Genomic DNA, 17,321 nt, shown 5'->3' on the forward strand with positions numbered 1-17,321 from the left:
GGTTGCCGCGCATGGCGACGATGAACGAAAAAGATTACTACGAGATCCTGGGCGTCTCCAAGGACGCCACCTCGCGTGATATTCAAAAGGCCTTTCAGCAAAAGGCCCGCAAGCTCCATCCGGACGTCAACAAAGAGCCGGATGCCGAGGAAAAGTTTAAAGAGGTTTCCGAGGCCTACGCCGTGCTTTCGGATGAGCAAAAACGTGCGCGCTACGACGCCATGCGTTCTGGCAACCCCTTTGCCGGTGCTCCTACGGCTTCGCCCTATGGTGGCGGCTACGCCGGCAGCACGGGTTATGGCAATCCCTTTGAGGGCGGCTTTCCTTTTGGCGGTGCCTGGGGCCAGCAGCGTCGTGGGCAGGCTGCCTACAATCCCGAGAACGGCGCCAACGTGGTCGTCGATATCAAACTCGACGCCAAGGAGGCCAAGGGCGGTGCCCGCAAGACCGTCCGCTACACGCGCTTCGACACCTGTAGCAACTGCGGCGGCTCGGGCTCCGTTTCGTCTGAGCATGCCCATACCTGCCCGAGCTGCGGCGGCCGCGGCCACATCGACGTTGACCTGTCCTTCCTGTTTGGTGCGGGCACGTTCCAGTCGGTCTGCCCCGAGTGCGGCGGTTCCGGTAAGGTCGTGGCCGACCCCTGCCCCGATTGCGGTGGCAGCGGTCGTACTCGCGTAACCTCCGAGCAGACGATTGAGTTTCCTGCCGGCACGCACGATAGCGACGAGGTCCGCATTAGCGGCATGGGTCATGCTGGCACCAACGGTGCCGCGGGCGGCGACCTGGTCGGCCGCGCCCATGTTGAGGCCGAGCGCTTGGAAGGCAAAGCTCGTACCGGTTTTTACCTGATGGGCATTGTGGCGCCGTTTTTGGTGCTGTCGGCCATCTCGGGCGTGTTCTCGGCCTTTGCCGTGATGTGCTTTATTCCGTTTACCATGGGCCTGTTCATGGTGCTTTCGGACGGTGTGCTTCATCGCAGCCTGCTGTGGTGGAAGCGTGGTGCGATGCAGTTTGCCAACGGTTTTGCCAACGGCTTCATGTTCGCGCTCGTGTCTGTTTGGTTTGCGAGCTGCTCGCAACGGGCCATGCTTTCGCCGTATCAAATGCAATAACATCAAACCCTCTGTTTGCGGTCGGCCCAGCTTGGGTATAGGACGCACTGTGACAATAATGAAAGTTGGAAGGATTCGGTCGTGTCGGAAAATAGGGATTACTACGAGGTACTTGGCGTTGACAAGGATGCCGACGCGCGGACGATTAAGCGCGCGTTTCTAAAGAAGGCCCGTACCGTACACCCGGACGTTTCGGACGACCCCGATGCTGAGGCCAAGTTCAAGGAGCTCAACGAGGCCTATTCCGTTCTTTCCGATGAGCAGAAGCGTGCTAACTACGACCGTTATGGCACTGTCGACGGCCCTGGTGGTTCGGGCTACGTCGATATCAACGATATCTTTGGTGGCATGGGCATGGACGACTTGTTCTCGTCGTTTTTTGGCGGCGGTGCCGGCGGTGGCGCCCGCAGCCGTCGTGAGCGTCGTCGCGGCCGCGATATGGCCATCTCTCTTTCGGTGACCCTTGAGGAGGCGGCGCTCGGTTGCAAAAAGACGATTAGTTATGACCGCCTTGCTCCCTGTGAGGATTGCAATGGCACCGGTAGGGCCGAGGGTGCACAGGAAAAGCAGTGCGGCCGCTGCCACGGTACGGGCTATGTCACGACGGTCCAGCGTTCGTTCCTGGGCCAGGTTCAGTCCTCCTCGCCTTGCCCCGACTGCCATGGCGAGGGCACGGTTATCGACCATCCCTGCGAGACCTGCGACGGTCAGGGCCGCACGCCTTCGCATGAAAAGATCGACATCGATATTCCCGCCGGCGTTTCGACCGGTCGCCAGCTGCGTGTGAGCGGCTTTGGCGAGGCCGGCCTTCGCGGCGAGCCTTCGGGCGACTTGATTGTCAACGTGCGCGTCGCCGACCACGAGCGCTTTAAGCGCAACGGTGACGACCTGTACCTCGTGAGCGATATTTCGATTGCACAGGCTGCGCTCGGCTGCGAGATCGAGGTCGAGGGCATTATGCCCGATGAGGTCGTTAAGGTGACGGTTCCCGCCGGTGCCCAGTACGGCGACACCGTGAGCGTCAATAATTACGGCATGCCGCGCATTGGCGGTGGCGGTTCGCGTGGCCGCCTGATCGTGCAACTGCGCGTGGTCGTTCCCACCAATCTTTCCAATAAGCAGCGCGAGCTGCTCCGTGCTTTTGCCGATGAGATGGGCGATGACGTCGCTTCCGGTAAGAAGTCGGTGACCGACCGTATCAAGAGTGCCCTCGACGATATCCTCGATTAAGGAGCCCGCGTGCTCGCACCCCATATTTCCGTCGTCAACCTCGGATGTCGTGTCAACCGGGTTGAGTCTGACCGTATCACTGCCGATCTTATGCGCCTGGGCTTTGCCATGGTGGAGCCCCAGGATGCCGATCTGATCGTCATTAACACCTGTGCCGTTACGGGCGAGGCCGAGGCCAAGACCCGTAAGGCCGTCCGTCATGCGCTGGCCCATCCAAACGACCCCTATGTGGTCGTGACCGGATGCGTGGTCAATTTGCATCCCGAGGAACTGCTGGAGCTTTCGGATCGCGTGATCGCCGAGCCGTCCAAGATGGATGTCGCCGAACGTGTCTGCGAGGTGCTGGGCGTTGAGTCCGATAGTGTTCCAGCCTGCAGTGATGGCGAGGTGGTCGATGCGCTCGGTCGCTCTCGCCTGGGCGTGAAGATTCAGGACGGCTGCAACCATCGCTGCACCTATTGCATTGTGTGGAAGGCACGCGGCCCCGAGCGCTCCGTGCCCGTCGAGTCCGTGCTCGAGCAAGTTCGCGAGGCCCAGGAGGCCGGCGTGCCCGAGGTGGTGCTGACCGGTGTGAACCTGGGTGCCTACGATGGCAAGAGCGCGACCGATGAACATGTCGAAATCGATGAGCTGCTCGAGGCCATTATGGAGCGCACGTCTATTCCGCATGTGCGCATTTCCTCAGTCGAGCCCATGGATATCTCTGAGCGCCTGCTTAAGGTTATGGCTCGCTATCCGCAGCGTATCGCCCCGTTTTTGCACCTGCCCGTGCAGTCTGGCTGCACGGCGACCCTGCATCGCATGGGCCGTCCCTATAGCGCCGAGGCCTTTGAGGACACGGTGCGTATGATTCGCGCCAACCTGCCGCAGGCGTCTCTTTCGTGCGACGTTATCGTCGGTTTTCCCGGTGAGACGGATGAGGAGTTCGAGGAGTCGCTGGCGCTATGCCGTCGCGTGGGCTTTTCGCGCATGCACGTGTTCCGCTATAGCAAGCGCCCCGGCACCCTCGCCGCCGACATGCCCGACCAGGTACCACCTGAGGTCATGGCCGAGCGCAGCCGCCGCATGCGCGCGGCTGCTCAGGAGCTCGCCATTGCCGACGCTCGTCGTCGCGTGGGAACCGTTGAGCGCGCCGTGCTTGAGTATGGTGACAACCTGACACTCGGCTCGTTCCATCATGCCCGTCTTGACGATACCCGTGGACTTACAGCCCCGTGCCTGCTCGATGTTGCTATCATCGGAGTCGATGATTCCGGCTTGGTCCATGCACGCAGGGAGGTTCATGGAAGCCTCGAAGATTAGACTTGCCGTTCCCGAGGGAATTGACCCCTCGCGCGTTTTGGGCGCCGGCGACGGCGTCCTTCGTGCGCTCGAGAGCTTGGTTCGCGCCCACGTGGTCGCCCGTGGCGATAGCATCTCCGTGAGCGGCGACCCGGACGAGGTCGAGCTCGTGGTGCGTTTTTTCGAACATGCTTTTCGCGAGGCGGCGGCCGGCCGTACCCTTTCTGCCGACGATGTCTCGCGTTGCCTAGCCGTCTTGCGCGACGGTGAGCACGAGGCTACGTCGCTTCGCGATGACGTGCTGCTTTCGTATCGCGGCCGCGTCATTCGCCCCAAGACGCTCGGGCAAAAGCGCTATGTGGATGCTATCCGCTCGCATACCATCACCTTTGGCTTGGGTCCTGCCGGTACCGGTAAGACCTATCTGGCCATGGCGCTCGCCGTCGCCGCGCTTAAGCGTCACGAGGTGGGTCGCCTAATCTTGACGCGCCCGGTTGTCGAGGCGGGGGAGAACCTGGGCTTTTTGCCCGGCACCCTCGAGGAAAAGATCGACCCGTATATGCGCCCGCTCTACGACGCCCTTTTTGACATGATGGATCGCGAGCGCACCGATGAGCTTATGGAACACGGTGTGATCGAGATTGCCCCGCTCGCCTACATGCGCGGCCGTACGCTGAGCGATGCCTTCGTGGTACTCGACGAGGCACAAAATACCACGCCCGAGCAGATGAAGATGTTCCTGACGCGCTTGGGCTTTAACTCCAAGTTTGTGATTACCGGCGACCTGAGTCAGCGCGACCTGGTGGGTCGCCGTGGCGGCCTTGCCGATGTTGAGCGGATTTTAGGCCGTGTCGACGATGTGGCGTTTGCACACCTGGAGCATGCCGACGTGGTGCGCCATGCCCTGGTGGGTCGTATCGTCGAGGCATACGATGCTTATGATGATATGCGTGAGCAACGCTCGCGCGACCGAAAGGAGTCCCGTTGAGTGTATTGATCAGCAACGATGCCGAGCTCGATACGCTGCTCGACGCGCAAGAGGTGGAACACATCTGCGAGGTTGTGCTCGCCGCTGAGGGCGTTGAACGTGAAGTCGAGATTTCCCTTTCGTATGTCGACGAGGACGAGATGCACGGGCTCAACCACGAGTGGCGCGGTATCGACCGCACCACCGATGTACTCTCGTTCGAGTGCGATTCGGCCTTTGACGAGGATATTCCCGCCGATGAGACGCTCGAGCTCGGCGATATTATCTTGGCCCCGCAGGTTATTGCCCGTCAGGCCCCCGGTTTTGGCAATAGCCCCGCTGGCGAGTGCCGTCTGATGCTCGTACACGGCATGCTGCACTTGCTGGGCTATGACCACATCGAGGACGACGAGGCCGAGGTCATGGAGGCCCGCGAGGACGCCATCCTGCGCGATCTGGCGCTCGAGCGCGGCGAGGACCCCAAGCTAGTCCACGTCGGCCCCATCACCAACCACGTCCACGACTAGGAGCCGTCTATGATTCCCGGATCGAACAAGGACCATCCGTCCTTCTTAAAGTCGTTTTCCTACGCCATGGAGGGCTTCGTCACCGCCGTCAAGACCGAGCGCAACATTAAGGTCATGCTCGTTGCGGGCGTGTGCACCGTCGTTGCCGGCTGCATCGTGGGGCTCGACATTGCCGAGTGGGCCACGATTATCATCTGTTGTGGCCTGGTGATTCACGGCGAGCTGTGCAACACCGCTATGGAGGCCATCGTCGACCTGGCGACCCAGGAACTTCATCCGCTGGCCAAGCGTGCGAAGGACATCGCCGCCGCCTCTGTATACGTTCTTTCCATCACCGCCGCGATTGTGGGCTTGCTGGTATTTGCCCACGCGCTCGGCTTTATTTAGAAAGGGAGTCCCATGTCCGACAATATGCAGCCTACCGATGAGATTCTGGACGACGAGTCCCTGGACGCGGTGGATACTGAGGAGCTCGAGGAAGTCGAGGAGTTCGACCCGTTTGAGGGCATGAGCGATGAGGAACTCGACGCCCTATGCGACGAGGACGACGGTCCTATGGGCTTTGGTGACGTGGAACCCGGTTTCCGCAGCGGCTTCGTGGCCCTGGTCGGTCGCCCTAACGCCGGCAAGTCCACGCTACTTAATGCCTGCTACGGCAAAAAGGTTGCCATCACCTCGCCGGTGGCACAGACGACCCGCCGCCGTATGCGCGCCATCGTCAATCGTCCCGGCTACCAGCTGGTCTTTGTCGATACCCCGGGTATTCATAAGCCCAAGGATGGCCTGGGTTCCGAGCTCAACAAGAGTGCGCTGTTCGAGCTGAACGATGTTGACGTCGTCGCGTTTTTGATTGACGCCACCAAGCCGATCGGCAGGGGAGATGCCTGGGTTGCCGAGCGCGTCAAGAGCGCCCGCTGCAAGAAGGTCCTGGTGCTCACCAAGGCCGATGAGGCCGACCCCGCACAGGTCATGGAGCAGCTCAAGGCAGCCCACGAGCTCATGGACTATGACGACGAGATCGTGACGTCGTCGGTCAAGAACTTTAACGTCGATGCCTTCATCGAGACCGTTGCGCACTTTTTGCCCGAGGGTCCTCGCTGGTTCCCCGAGGACATGGGCACCGATGCTTCCGACGAGACGCTCGTTGCCGAGTTTGTGCGCGAGAAGGTCTTGCGCCGCACCCGTGATGAGATTCCGCATTCCGTGGGCGTGATCTGTGATGCGCTCGAGCAGACCAAAAAGGTGTTGCGCGTACATGCCACCATTTACGTCGAGCGCGAGGGCCAAAAGGGCATCATCATCGGCAAGGGCGGCGAGATGATCAAACATATCGGCATCGATGCCCGTCGTGATCTTGAGCGCATCTTTGGCACGCAGGTCTTTTTGGAGCTGGACGTAAAGGTCAAGGCCGGTTGGCGCGACGACGAGGCTCAGATTCGCCGTTTTGGCTACAATGCCGAAGATTAAGGACGCGCGACGCGCATGGCAGGCTCCCGGACATATCGCACGAAGGTCCTCGTCCTCGATAAGACGAAGCTCAAAGAGACCGACCTGATTCTGACGATGCTTGACGAGCGGGGTCGGCAGGTTCGTGCCGTGGCAAAGGGCGCGCGCAAACCCGGTGGGCGCTTGGCAGCGCGCTGCGAGCTGTTCTGTACCGTCGATATGCTGCTCGCACATGGACGCTCGCTCGATGTGGTTTCCCAGGCCGAGCTTATGGAAGCGCCGCTCGGCGCCGCGCCCGATTACGAGACGACCTGCGCCGCAAGCGCGATTGCCGAGGTCGCGCGTGTGTGCTCATTCGAGGACGCCGAGGACCCGTTTACCTTTGCCATCACGCAGCGGGCGCTTGCCCTGGTGGGCGGCGGGCTCGACGCGGCGCATATGGACCTGCTCGTGGCGGCATATGTCTTTAAGCTGCTATCGCACGTTGGCTACCGACCCGATTTTTCGGCTTGCGTGCTGTGCGGAGACCCTATGCTGTCGTATTTTTCGCCCCAGGCCGGCGGGCTCATGTGCGGGTCGTGTGCGTCGAGCGTTCCGGGTGCCGAGCTGGTGTCGACCGGTGAGGTCGCGTGGCTGCGCGCCCTCATGTCCATGACCTTCGATGCGCTTATGGCCGAGAGGGTCGACCCCCATACCGCTGCCTTTTTGTTGGGGCTTTCACATGTTTGGGCTGCGACGCACACCGATCAGCGCCTCCGTGCGATGGAATTCATGTTGGGTCGGTGATGATGCACAGACGCGGGCTGCTTGTGGTAACATATCGGCCTGTTGGTACCTCGACCTTGGTTGCTCGCTCCACCGGCGGCTTCCCAGTCCGAGGCGAATCGAGTCGCCCGATGGCGACGCAAAACGAAAGGTGAAACAATGACTGTTTCCAAAGAGCGCAAGGCGGAGCTGACTGCCCAGTTCGGTAACACCCCGGTCGACACCGGCAACCCCAAGGTTCAGGTCGCCATCCTGTCCGAGCGCATCAAGGAGCTGACCGAGCACATGAAGTCCCACCAGAAGGACTTCCACACCCGTCGTGGCCTGCTCATGCTCGTCGGCCGTCGTCGTCGTCTTCTCTCCTACATTAAGAAGAACGACATCGTCGAGTACCGTGAGCTCATCAAGGCTCTGGGCATTCGCGACAATATTCAGTAGCGAACTTGTACATGCTAAGAGCGTCCTGCATGCGGGACGCTCTTTTTGTGTAAGGGCGTGAACAATCACGCTCTGAAGCGTGGCGGGGGCAGGGGGCCCGCGTCACATGAGAAGCCCGCAGGCAAGGGGCCTGTGGGGTAAAGGAGAACAATGACACTCGTATCCAAGACCTTTGAGCTGTACGGCAAGACCTACACCTTTGAGTCCGGCGAGCTTGCCAAGCAGGCCACTGGCGCCTGTCTGGTCAAGCAGGGCGACACCACGATGCTCGATACCGTGGTCGTCTCCAAGGAGCGCAAGAACTATGACTTCTTCCCGCTGACCGTCGACTTCAACGAGAAGATGTACGCTGCCGGCCGCATCCCGGGTGGCTACCTCAAGCGTGAGGGCCGTCCCAGCGAGAAGGCCACGCTCACCGCGCGCATGATCGACCGTCCGATTCGCCCGAGCTTCCCGGACGGCTTCCGCAACGAGGTACACATTGTCGCTACCTCGCTCGTCGCCGACCAGGTCAACCCCTTCGACGTCATCAACGTCATGGGTGCCTCCCTGGCCATGACGCTCGGCGGCGTGCCCTTCGAGGGCCCGCTTGCCTGCGTGCGCATCGGCCGTAACGTGGAGACCGGCGAGTTTATCGTCAACCCCACCTACGAGGAGCGCGAGAACTCCGATCTGGACCTGGAGCTGGGCGGATCCGCCGACTTCATCTCGATGGTCGAGGCCGGCGCCGAGGAGATCTCCGAGGACGACATGCTCGCCGCTATGAAGTTTGGCCAGGAGGCCCTTGCTGCTTTCTGCCAGGCTCAGGACGAGTTCGTCGCCGAGTGGGAGCAGGTTAACGGCCCCATCGTCAAGAAGGAGTACCCGCTCGACCAGCCCGTCGAGGAGGTCCAGGAGCGCATCTTCGCCCACTACGACGAGATGGCTGCCGCCCTTCGCGACGCCGACAAGCTCTCCCGTATCGGTAAGGTCGAGGCTCTGAAGGAGTCCATCCGCGCCGAGTTCACCGAGGAGGAGCAGGCCGCTTGGGAGCGCGAGATCCCCGTGGCGCTCAAGAAGCTCGAGAAGAAGGCCATGCGCACCATGGTCGTTGAGACCGGCGAGCGCGTCGACGGCCGTGCCGCCGACGAGATCCGTCCCATCATGGTGAAGGACAACTACCTGCCGCTCGTTCACGGCTCTGGTCTGTTCCAGCGTGGCCAGACCCAGGTGCTTTCCGTCCTGTCGCTCGGTATGCTCAACGAGGGCCAGCGTCTGGATACCATCGAGCCCACCGAGGGCAAGCGCTACATGCACCACTACAACTTCCCGCCGTTCTGCACCGGCGAGACCGGCCGCATGGGCAGCCCCAAGCGCCGCGAGATCGGTCACGGCAATCTGGCAGAGCGCGCTCTGCTTCCGGTGCTCCCCGACGAGAACGAGTTCCCCTACGCCATCCGCGTCGTCTCCGAGGTCATGGAGTCCAACGGCTCCTCTTCGATGGCTTCGACCTGCGGCTCCACGCTCGCCCTTATGGACGGCGGCGTGCCCATTAAGCGCCCGGTCTCCGGTATCGCCATGGGCCTGATCCAGGAGGAGGGCAAGACCGTGGTCCTGTCCGACATCCAGGGTCTCGAGGACTTCCTCGGCGACATGGACTTTAAGGTCACCGGCACCACCGAGGGCATCACCGCCCTGCAGATGGACAACAAGGCCACCGGCCTCACCTTCGACATCCTGGCCCGCGCCCTGCAGCAGGCCAAGGAGGGTCGCGCCTTCATCCTGCAGAAGATGCTCGATGTGATTCCCGAGCCGCGCCACACCACGCGCAGCACCGCCCCGCGTATCGTCTCCATCCAGGTTCCGACCGACAAGATCCGCGACGTCATCGGTTCCGGCGGTAAGGTTATCCGCGGCATCCAGGACGAGACCGGCGCCTCGGTCGACATCCAGGAGGATGGTACCGTCTTTGTCGGCGGCACCGGCGAGTCCGTCGACCAGGCCGTCGAGCGTATCAAGCTCATCATCAAGGTTCCCGAGCCGGGCGAGGAGTACACCGGTCGCGTGGTCTCCATCCAGCCCTTCGGCGCCTTCGTCAACCTGCTGCCCGGTAAGGACGGTCTGCTGCACATCTCCCGCGTCGCCAAGGGCCGCGTGGAGAAGGTCGAGGACGTCCTCAACGTGGGCGACGAGGTCAAGGTTGTCGTCATCGAGGTCGACGATCGCGGCAAGATCTCGCTCGATCGTCTGGACAAGCCCGAGGCTCCTGCTCGTGCCGAGGGTGCCTCCGAGGGCGACGGCGAGCACTTCCAGCGCCGTGAGCGTCCGCGTCGCGAGCGCTCCGAGCGCAGCGACCGTCCGCGCCGTCCCGGCGACAACGGAGGCCGCAAGCCCCGCCGTCACCACGACGCCGAGTAACAGCTACACACAAGCAGCTCACCAAGGGCGACTCCGTACAGGGGTCGCCCTTTTGCTTGCGCCCGGGAGGGCCGCATATGAAGTTTCCTGCTCTACAGTCCCGCGCAAGACGGAAAGCACATTAAGTGCTTTCCTTTGCGTGCGGAACTCGCGATAAACTTCATATGCGCCCCTCCCGGTCGCAAGCAAAAGGGCTGGTTAGTGCCGCTCGCTATTCAGTTAGACAGTCTATTCAGTAGTCAGATTTCAGATCTGTAGATAGCCGCAGCAGCATCTTCCCAGATAAAACCGACCAAAACAAACCTGTCCTTTTTTGGTAGGTTTCCCGTGGGGCGGGCACTGATGAAGTTTATCGCGAGTTCCGCACGAACAGGAGGCCACTTAATGTGGCCTCCGTCGTGAGCAGGACTGTAGAGCAGGAAACTTCATCAGTGCCCGCCCCACGGGAAACCGGCGGGATGGACCAGTTCAGATGGGGCTTTAATGCATGGGTGGTCTGTTGGTAGGCAAATGGGTATCATACTGTAGTTACTGCATCGACTCTGCGATGCTTTGTTGTATGTGCCCGGCGGTCGGTTTGCCAGAAGCGCCCCGTCGGTTGTTCCAGACCCGTTTCGAAGAAAGGAAACCACACTTACCTATGGCAGCTAAAAAATCATCTCCCTTGAAGATCATCCCGCTCGGCGGCCTTGATGGCATCGGCAAGAACATGACGGTCTTTGAGTGCGGCGACGACATGGTGCTCGTCGACGCCGGCCTCATGTTTCCGGATGACTCCCAGCCCGGTATCGATCTGGTGCTTCCCGACTACACCTATGTCCTGGAGAACGAGGAGAAGCTCCGCGGTATCATCGTCACCCACGGCCACGAGGACCACACCGGTTCGCTTCCGTATCTGCTGCAGGACCTCAACAACAAGGTGCCCATCTTCTCGAGCAAGCTGACGCTCGGCTTCATCGAGGGCAAGCTTTCCGAGTTCCGCATCCGCGCACCCAAGTTCCGCGAGGTCAAGGGCGGTAGCCATGTCAACCTCGGCGGCATCTCGCTCGACTTCTTCTCGATGACACACTCCATCCCCGGCGCTCTGGGCGTGTTCATCCGCACCAATCAGGGCACCGTTATGCACACCGGCGACTTTAAGCTCGACCAGACGCCCATCGACGGCGTTACGCCCGACTATGCCGCTATCAGCCGCTTTGCCAAGCAGGGCATCGACCTGCTGCTTTCCGACTCTACCAATGCCACGGTTCCCGGCTTTACCAAGTCCGAGGCCGAGGTTGGTCCCAACCTACTGCACGCCATCAAGAATGCGCCGGGTCGCGTGTTCGTCGCGTCGTTCTCGAGCCACATCCATCGTCTGCAGCAGATCTGCGATGCCGCCCGCAAGTGCGGCCGTAAGGTCGTTGTGACCGGTCGCTCCATGCTCACGAACACCCGCGTGGCGCGTGAGCTGGGCTACCTCAACATCGACGACGCTGATATCATCGATGCCTTCGACATTGATAACCTGCCCGACGACAAGATTGTCGTCATGTGCACCGGTTCGCAGGGTGAGCCGCTGTCGGCCCTGTCCCGCATGGCCAATGGCGAGCACAAGACGCTCTCCATCCACGAGGGCGATACCGTTATCCTTTCGGCAACTCCTGTTCCCGGCAACGAGAAGGCCGTCCAGCAGGTCGTCAACAGCCTGGCCAAGCTCGGCTGCGACGTGTGGGATAAGAACCGCGCTCTCGTCCACGTCTCCGGTCACGGTAGCCAGGAGGAGCTCAAGCTCCTGATGGCCATGGCCAAGCCCACGTATTTTATGCCGGTTCACGGTGAGGCCGTGCATCTGCGGGCACACGCCCAGCTGGCCCGCAAGATGGGTCTCAAGGACGACCATATCTTTATCCTCGATAACGGTGACACGCTCGAGATGCGCGGCGGTATCGTCAAGCGCGGTACGCCCGTCGAGTCTGGCGTCGTCTACGTCGACGGCCTGCGTATCGGCGATACCGACCCCATCGTCCTGCGCGATCGCCAGAAGCTCGCCAACGACGGTATGGTTACCGCTGTTGCCATCGTCTCGCTCAAGCAAAAGAAGATCGAGGCCATCGAGTTCTCGGGCCGCGGTGTTTCGTTTGCCATCGACGACCAGTTCTCCGAGGATGCCTCCGCATCCATCATGAAGACGATCGAGAAGGGCAAGTTCAGCTTTACGAGCAGCGGTTCCGATGCCATTCGCAAGGCCGTGCGCGATTCGCTCTCTAACTTTATCTGGAGCCGTACGCGTACCCGTCCGATGATCATCCCGGTCGTCATGGAGGTTTAGTTTGGCGCGCGGATCTGCACAAAACGCCAAAGGCAATAAGGCCAATAACCAACCGGCATCTGCTAAGGGTGCCGGTTCCCATCTGCGTGCCAATAAGGGCCACGAGGCAGACTTCGACGATTTTGAGCCCTTGGTCGAGCCCTCAGCCAATCGCGATATCGCCGGCGTGGTCATTGCCGTTTTGGCGATTGCGTCCTTTATTGCCGTGATTTCGCCGGCGACTGCACCCGTTACAGCTGCGGTTGCCGGTTTCTACCACTTAGGCTTTGGTCTGGGCGCCTACGTGTTGCCGATCGTCATCTTGCTGTTTGCCGCCACGCTCTTTTTAGGCGAGGACTCGCCGCTCAACGTGCGCTCTGTTGCGGGCGGCGCCGTGGTCTTTATCGCCGTCGTCTCCATTCTTTCGCTGATGGTGTCGGGTACGAGCAACTCGTGTGACCTCATGTTTACGCCGCAAAATCTGTCCGCCTCGGGTGGCTACATCGGTGCGTTTATTGCGAGTGCGCTGCAGAATGCCCTGGGTAAGCCTATCGCGATGGTAGTCCTGCTGGGCCTTGTCGTCGTGGGCCTGGTTATCATTGGCTTTTCGGTGGGCGGCGTGCTGCGCTCCGCCCGCGATCGTGCGGCAGATTTTGCCGAACGCCGTCGTGCCGATGTTAACGCGAGCCCGTGGGGTGACGATGAGGCCCTGTCGGTGCCTGGGGTCGCCCGTCCGCATCTGAGCATTCTTCGTCAAAAGGGCTCTGATGCTGCCATGACCACGGTCATGGGCAACGATGCGGACCCGGTTTTGGACGATGACGACGAGGATGAGGATTCGTTTGTCGACGTGTCCGATGCCGTGGAGGCTGAGCGCGCTAAGACGACGCTGCTGCCGCGCCGACATGCCAAGAAGGGCAAAACGGTTCCCAAGCTCAATACGAGTGAGCCCGATCCGTCTTGGTCCGAGAGCGAGATTGAGCTTACCGAGGGTGATGACGAGGACGACGAGACTCCGATTGAGACCGCAAAGACAACTTTGCTGCCGCGTCGCCATGCAAAGCGCGGCCAGGTAACCGGCCAGCTTTCGATGGAAGACGACCCCGATAAGATTGACGAGTCCGAGCCGCCGTTTGCCGTGAATCCTGTCTCGGCAACACCTCAGATTCCCGACTTCTTGAAGCATCCCAAGGTTGCCGATAGCGCTGCCTCGAGTGCTGTCGAATCGGCTGCGGCTCGTGATGGGGGAGTGGACGACGACGCTGCAGATAACGAGGGCGAAGAAGGGGATGGCCTCAAGCTTCCGCCGCTCGAGATCCTGCATGCCAACCCGCAGTCGGCTTCTGCCGCGTCTTCGGACAAGGAGCTTGAACAGACTGCCGAGTCGCTGCAGTCCACGTTGCTTGAGTTTGGCCGCAGTGCCCGCGTGGTCGGCTGGATCGCCGGCCCTACGGTGACGACCTTTAAGCTGCAACCTGGCGAGGGCGAGCGCGTGAGCAAGATTTCGAGCCTCGAGGACGATATCGCGCTTTCGCTCGCTGCTCAGTCGGTGCGTATCTTTGCCCCGATTCCCGGCACCTCGCTCGTGGGCATCGAGATTCCCAACCGCAAGCGCCAGAACGTCAATCTGGGCGACGTGCTGCCCTATGTGAAGGGCGGTCCGCTCGAGCTCGCCATCGGCCGCGACGCCGAGGGCACGCCGGTCGTCGCCGATCTCGCCAAGATGCCCCACCTGCTGATTGCCGGTACCACGGGCTCCGGTAAGTCGGTCATGATCAACTCCATCATCACGACCTTGCTCATGCGCGCCCTTCCCGAGGACGTTCGCCTGATTATGGTCGACCCCAAGCGCGTCGAGCTTGCGGGCTATAACGGTCTGCCGCATCTCTATGTGCCCGTGGTGACCGAGCCCAAGCAAGCCGCTAGCGCTCTGCAATGGGCCGTGTCCGAGATGGAGCGTCGCCTGAAGGTCTTCGAGCGTCTCAACGTGCGTAAGATCTCGACCTACAACGAAAAGCAGGCCGCCGGCGAGTTTGAACATTACGACAACCCGCCGCAAAAGATGCCCTACTTGGTCATCATCATCGACGAGCTTTCGGACCTGATGATGGTCGCCGGCAAGGATGTCGAGGCGTCGATCGTTCGTATCGCTCAGCTGGGCCGTGCCGCCGGTATTCATCTTATCGTGGCCACGCAGCGCCCCAGCTCCAACGTGGTGACAGGTCTCATCAAGGCCAACATCACCAACCGCATCGCCTTTAACGTCGCCACGGGCATCGACTCGCGCGTCATCATCGACCAGATGGGTGCCGAAAAGCTCACCGGTTTGGGCGACATGCTGTTCTCCAAGGTCGACTGGGGCAAGCCTCGCCGTATCCAGGGCTGCTTTGTTTCGGACGACGAAATCAACGAGATTGTCGAGTTCGTCAAGTCGCAGAGCGAGCCCGACTACCACGAGGAGATCCTGTCTGCCGTGGCGCCCGCTTCCATGTCCATGGCGGGTGGCGGCGGCATTGTCCGCACCGGAGTCGCCGAGCCGCAAGACGATGATCCGCTCATCTGGGAAGCCGCCCATATTGTGGTGGATTCGCAGCTTGGCTCCACATCTGGCCTGCAGCGTCGTCTGAAGGTTGGCTATGCGCGCGCCGGGCGTATTATGGACATGCTGGAAGAAAAGGGTGTCGTCGGCCCGCCCGACGGTTCGAAGCCGCGCGAGGTTCTGCTGGACGAGGAGGGACTTGCCGCGCTGAAATCTGTCGACGCCGAGATGGCACGTGAAGATCGTGAGTTTGGAGGATTCTGATGGCTGCACGCTTTGGTGACATGCTGCTCGAGCAGCGTCGCCGAATGGGCCTTTCCATTCAGCAGGTCGCCAACACCATCAAAATCAGGCCGCAGATCATCGAGTTTTTCGAGACCGGTAACTTTGCTTCGATGCCGCCGCGCGGCTATGCGCAGGGCATGATTTCGAGCTATGCTCGCTTTTTGGGCCTCAATCCGCGCGAGGTCGTCAATGCCTACTTTGACGACCTGATGGCATACGAACGCGAGACGTCGCAGCAGGGCGGTCGTTTTCAGGACGCCGCCGGCTACGTCAATTCGCGTTCCTCGGTCGATAACGGGCGCTTTCTGATGGTTCAGGGCGGTCGTTCGACCCGCTATGGACAGCGTCCTCAGCAGGCCGGTTATATTACCGAGACGGGTTCGGGCGAGGAGATTCGCTCACAGCGTGACCGGTTCCGCAGTGCGCCGATGCCCGAGGACCGTGCACTCCCCGCTGCCCGCGGCGTGGCGCGTGACCCTCGTGCCGGCTACGGCGACGGCGGCTATTCCGATCGCGGTTACCGTGGTGTCTCCACCGGACGCTCTCGCGGTGGCTATGCGGATGCCGATACTACGCAGGTGACGCCGCGTCTTCGCTCTCAGTCTCAGCCGTGTGGCCAGCGCCCTTCGGCTCCGCGTTCGGGCCAGCGTGGCTATCAAGGCCGCGGTGAACTTGCGCCCCGCTCGGGTCAGCGCGGCCTTCAGGGCCAGGGTGGCTATCGTGGTCGTTCCGATAGCAATCGTGGTCGTATGCCTCAGGGAGGCGGCCGCAGCAGTTCCAGTCGTGGACGCGGCGGATCTCGTACTCCTCAAAACAACGGGCTCGATCCGCGTATCGTCTACGCTGGCATCGGTGCCGTGACGCTGCTGCTGATCGTGCTCATCGTGGTACTTCTGCGCGGCTGCGCATCTTCGACGCCCGAGACCACGCCCGAGACGCCCACTGCTACCAAGACGACGACCAAGAAGTCTTCTAAGAAGACCGAAACGGTCGACGAGGACGAAGACACCGATGAGGCGACGGATGAGTCGACCGATTCGGACGCCACCAAGACGACGGCTAAAAAGGAAGAGAACGAGGTAACGAAGGTCAAGGTCTCCGTTGCCAAGGGAAAGACCGCGTGGATTGAGGTCAAGGTCGATGGAAAGTCGGTCTATGGCGCCCAGGCGACTGGCCCCTTTGAGCAGGAGTACACGCCCGAGTCCTCGATCGAGATCACCACGTCCAAGCCTTCCGATGTCACCGTTACCAAGAACGGCGAAAAGGTCCGTTACGATACCAAGACTTCGGGCGTGGCGCGTGTGACGATCACCGTTCCCAAGAAGGAGACGACTGATTCCGAGAATGGTGAAAGTTCTGATGGTGTCGACACCACTGATGGTACCGATACCACCGACGGCATCGATGCCCAGTCCACGGATGGCGCCGATACCGCAACTGACGGTCAGACGCCCACCGATTCTACCGACTATTCGTACGATAGCTATTAAGCCGCTCGTACGCGAAAGGAAACATCATGGCTAAAGATTCCAGCTTCGACGTCGTGTCCGAGGTCAACATGCAAGAGGTCGACAACGCCTTCCAGCAGACCACGCGCGAGATTTCCCAGCGCTATGACCTGAAGGATTCCGGCGCCACCATTGAGCTTTCGAAGGGCGACAAGCTCTTTACGATCAACGCCCCGGCTGACTTTGTCTCCAAGCAGATCATCGATGTCCTGAGCTCCAAGCTCATCAAGCGCGGCATCGACCTCAAGGCTGTCTCTTGGGATGCTCCGCAGGCGGCATCGGGCGGCACCGTGCGCGTGCTCGGCCATATCGTCGAGGGTATCGACCAGGCGACCGCCAAGAAGATCAACAAGGACATCAAGGACCAAAAGCTCAAGGTCAAGGTGGCCATCGAGGCCGACAAGCTGCGTGTTTCCTCTGCTTCGAAGGACGCGTTGCAGACCGTGATTCAGTTCCTGCGCGACCAGGACTACGGCCAGCCGCTGCAGTTCACCAACTACCGCTAATATCATTCGAAAGGACCGCTCTCCAAC

At 61.0% G+C, this 17,321-nt stretch carries 14 protein-coding genes; all 14 read left to right on the top strand.

What is annotated here, in order from left to right; translation table 11 throughout:
- Positions 1-11: 11 nt before the first annotated feature.
- A complete protein-coding gene (locus DXD49_RS05625) occupies positions 12-1,115 on the top strand; it encodes a DnaJ domain-containing protein (RefSeq protein WP_199568964.1) in 1,104 nt (367 codons plus the stop codon).
- Positions 1,116-1,196: 81 nt separating this feature from the next.
- Positions 1,197-2,345 (top strand): molecular chaperone DnaJ, encoded by a 1,149-nt coding sequence (gene dnaJ / locus DXD49_RS05630; RefSeq protein ID WP_117735180.1) that lies wholly within the window; start codon positions 1,197-1,199, stop codon positions 2,343-2,345.
- Between the two features lie 9 nt (positions 2,346-2,354).
- Positions 2,355-3,647 (top strand): MiaB/RimO family radical SAM methylthiotransferase, encoded by a 1,293-nt coding sequence (locus tag DXD49_RS05635; RefSeq protein WP_117794438.1) that lies wholly within the window; start codon positions 2,355-2,357, stop codon positions 3,645-3,647.
- Positions 3,628-4,614, top strand: coding sequence for a PhoH family protein (locus DXD49_RS05640; protein ID WP_117794439.1), 987 nt, complete (start codon positions 3,628-3,630; stop codon positions 4,612-4,614). Before DXD49_RS05635 ends, DXD49_RS05640 begins: the two co-directional genes overlap by 20 nt.
- Complete coding sequence (ybeY, locus tag DXD49_RS05645) at positions 4,611-5,120, top strand: rRNA maturation RNase YbeY (RefSeq protein ID WP_117735183.1); 510 nt, start codon at positions 4,611-4,613, stop codon at positions 5,118-5,120. The genes DXD49_RS05640 and ybeY overlap by 4 nt, the downstream gene beginning before the upstream one ends.
- A gap of 9 nt (positions 5,121-5,129) precedes the next feature.
- The gene (locus DXD49_RS05650) at positions 5,130-5,507 is read left to right on the top strand and encodes a diacylglycerol kinase family protein (RefSeq protein ID WP_117735184.1); all 378 of its coding nucleotides are present in this window, start codon (positions 5,130-5,132) and stop codon (positions 5,505-5,507) included.
- Positions 5,508-5,519: 12 nt separating this feature from the next.
- Positions 5,520-6,587 (top strand): GTPase Era, encoded by a 1,068-nt coding sequence (era, locus tag DXD49_RS05655; protein WP_199407081.1) that lies wholly within the window; start codon positions 5,520-5,522, stop codon positions 6,585-6,587.
- Positions 6,588-6,602: 15 nt separating this feature from the next.
- Positions 6,603-7,352, top strand: a complete 750-nt coding sequence (gene recO / locus DXD49_RS05660; RefSeq protein ID WP_117742747.1) for a DNA repair protein RecO — start codon at positions 6,603-6,605, stop codon at positions 7,350-7,352.
- A gap of 138 nt (positions 7,353-7,490) precedes the next feature.
- Positions 7,491-7,769 carry a 30S ribosomal protein S15 gene (gene rpsO / locus DXD49_RS05665; RefSeq protein ID WP_035138510.1) on the top strand — a complete coding sequence of 93 codons (279 nt, stop codon included), beginning with the start codon at positions 7,491-7,493 and terminating at the stop codon, positions 7,767-7,769.
- A gap of 150 nt (positions 7,770-7,919) precedes the next feature.
- Positions 7,920-10,166, top strand: a complete 2,247-nt coding sequence (locus DXD49_RS05670) for a polyribonucleotide nucleotidyltransferase (RefSeq protein WP_055309899.1) — start codon at positions 7,920-7,922, stop codon at positions 10,164-10,166.
- A gap of 640 nt (positions 10,167-10,806) precedes the next feature.
- Positions 10,807-12,477 carry a ribonuclease J gene (locus DXD49_RS05675; protein WP_117735187.1) on the top strand — a complete coding sequence of 557 codons (1,671 nt, stop codon included), beginning with the start codon at positions 10,807-10,809 and terminating at the stop codon, positions 12,475-12,477.
- Between the two features lies 1 nt (position 12,478).
- Complete coding sequence (locus DXD49_RS05680; protein WP_233541752.1) at positions 12,479-15,259, top strand: DNA translocase FtsK; 2,781 nt, start codon at positions 12,479-12,481, stop codon at positions 15,257-15,259.
- Positions 15,259-16,770: a RodZ family helix-turn-helix domain-containing protein gene (locus tag DXD49_RS05685; RefSeq protein ID WP_117794440.1), complete on the top strand. Its 1,512-nt coding sequence runs from the start codon at positions 15,259-15,261 to the stop codon at positions 16,768-16,770. Before DXD49_RS05680 ends, DXD49_RS05685 begins: the two co-directional genes overlap by 1 nt.
- A gap of 26 nt (positions 16,771-16,796) precedes the next feature.
- Positions 16,797-17,294 carry a YajQ family cyclic di-GMP-binding protein gene (locus tag DXD49_RS05690; protein WP_117735189.1) on the top strand — a complete coding sequence of 166 codons (498 nt, stop codon included), beginning with the start codon at positions 16,797-16,799 and terminating at the stop codon, positions 17,292-17,294.
- Positions 17,295-17,321: the final 27 nt, after the last annotated feature.

Origin of the sequence: Collinsella sp. TM05-38, from assembly GCF_003466445.1 — a bacterium.
Classification (GTDB): Bacteria; Actinomycetota; Coriobacteriia; order Coriobacteriales; family Coriobacteriaceae; genus Collinsella.

Bases quoted from the DNA above. Each gene is read 5' to 3' on its own strand.
- DXD49_RS05625 (WP_199568964.1), top strand. From the start codon at position 12: ATGGCGACGATGAACGAAAAAGATTACTACGAGATCCTGGGCGTCTCC.
- DXD49_RS05640 (WP_117794439.1), top strand. From the start codon at position 3,628: ATGGAAGCCTCGAAGATTAGACTTGCCGTTCCCGAGGGAATTGACCCC.
- DXD49_RS05650 (WP_117735184.1), top strand. From the start codon at position 5,130: ATGATTCCCGGATCGAACAAGGACCATCCGTCCTTCTTAAAGTCGTTT.
- era (WP_199407081.1), top strand. From the start codon at position 5,520: ATGTCCGACAATATGCAGCCTACCGATGAGATTCTGGACGACGAGTCC.
- recO (WP_117742747.1), top strand. From the start codon at position 6,603: ATGGCAGGCTCCCGGACATATCGCACGAAGGTCCTCGTCCTCGATAAG.
- rpsO (WP_035138510.1), top strand. From the start codon at position 7,491: ATGACTGTTTCCAAAGAGCGCAAGGCGGAGCTGACTGCCCAGTTCGGT.
- DXD49_RS05670 (WP_055309899.1), top strand. From the start codon at position 7,920: ATGACACTCGTATCCAAGACCTTTGAGCTGTACGGCAAGACCTACACC.
- DXD49_RS05675 (WP_117735187.1), top strand. From the start codon at position 10,807: ATGGCAGCTAAAAAATCATCTCCCTTGAAGATCATCCCGCTCGGCGGC.
- DXD49_RS05685 (WP_117794440.1), top strand. From the start codon at position 15,259: ATGGCTGCACGCTTTGGTGACATGCTGCTCGAGCAGCGTCGCCGAATG.
- DXD49_RS05690 (WP_117735189.1), top strand. From the start codon at position 16,797: ATGGCTAAAGATTCCAGCTTCGACGTCGTGTCCGAGGTCAACATGCAA.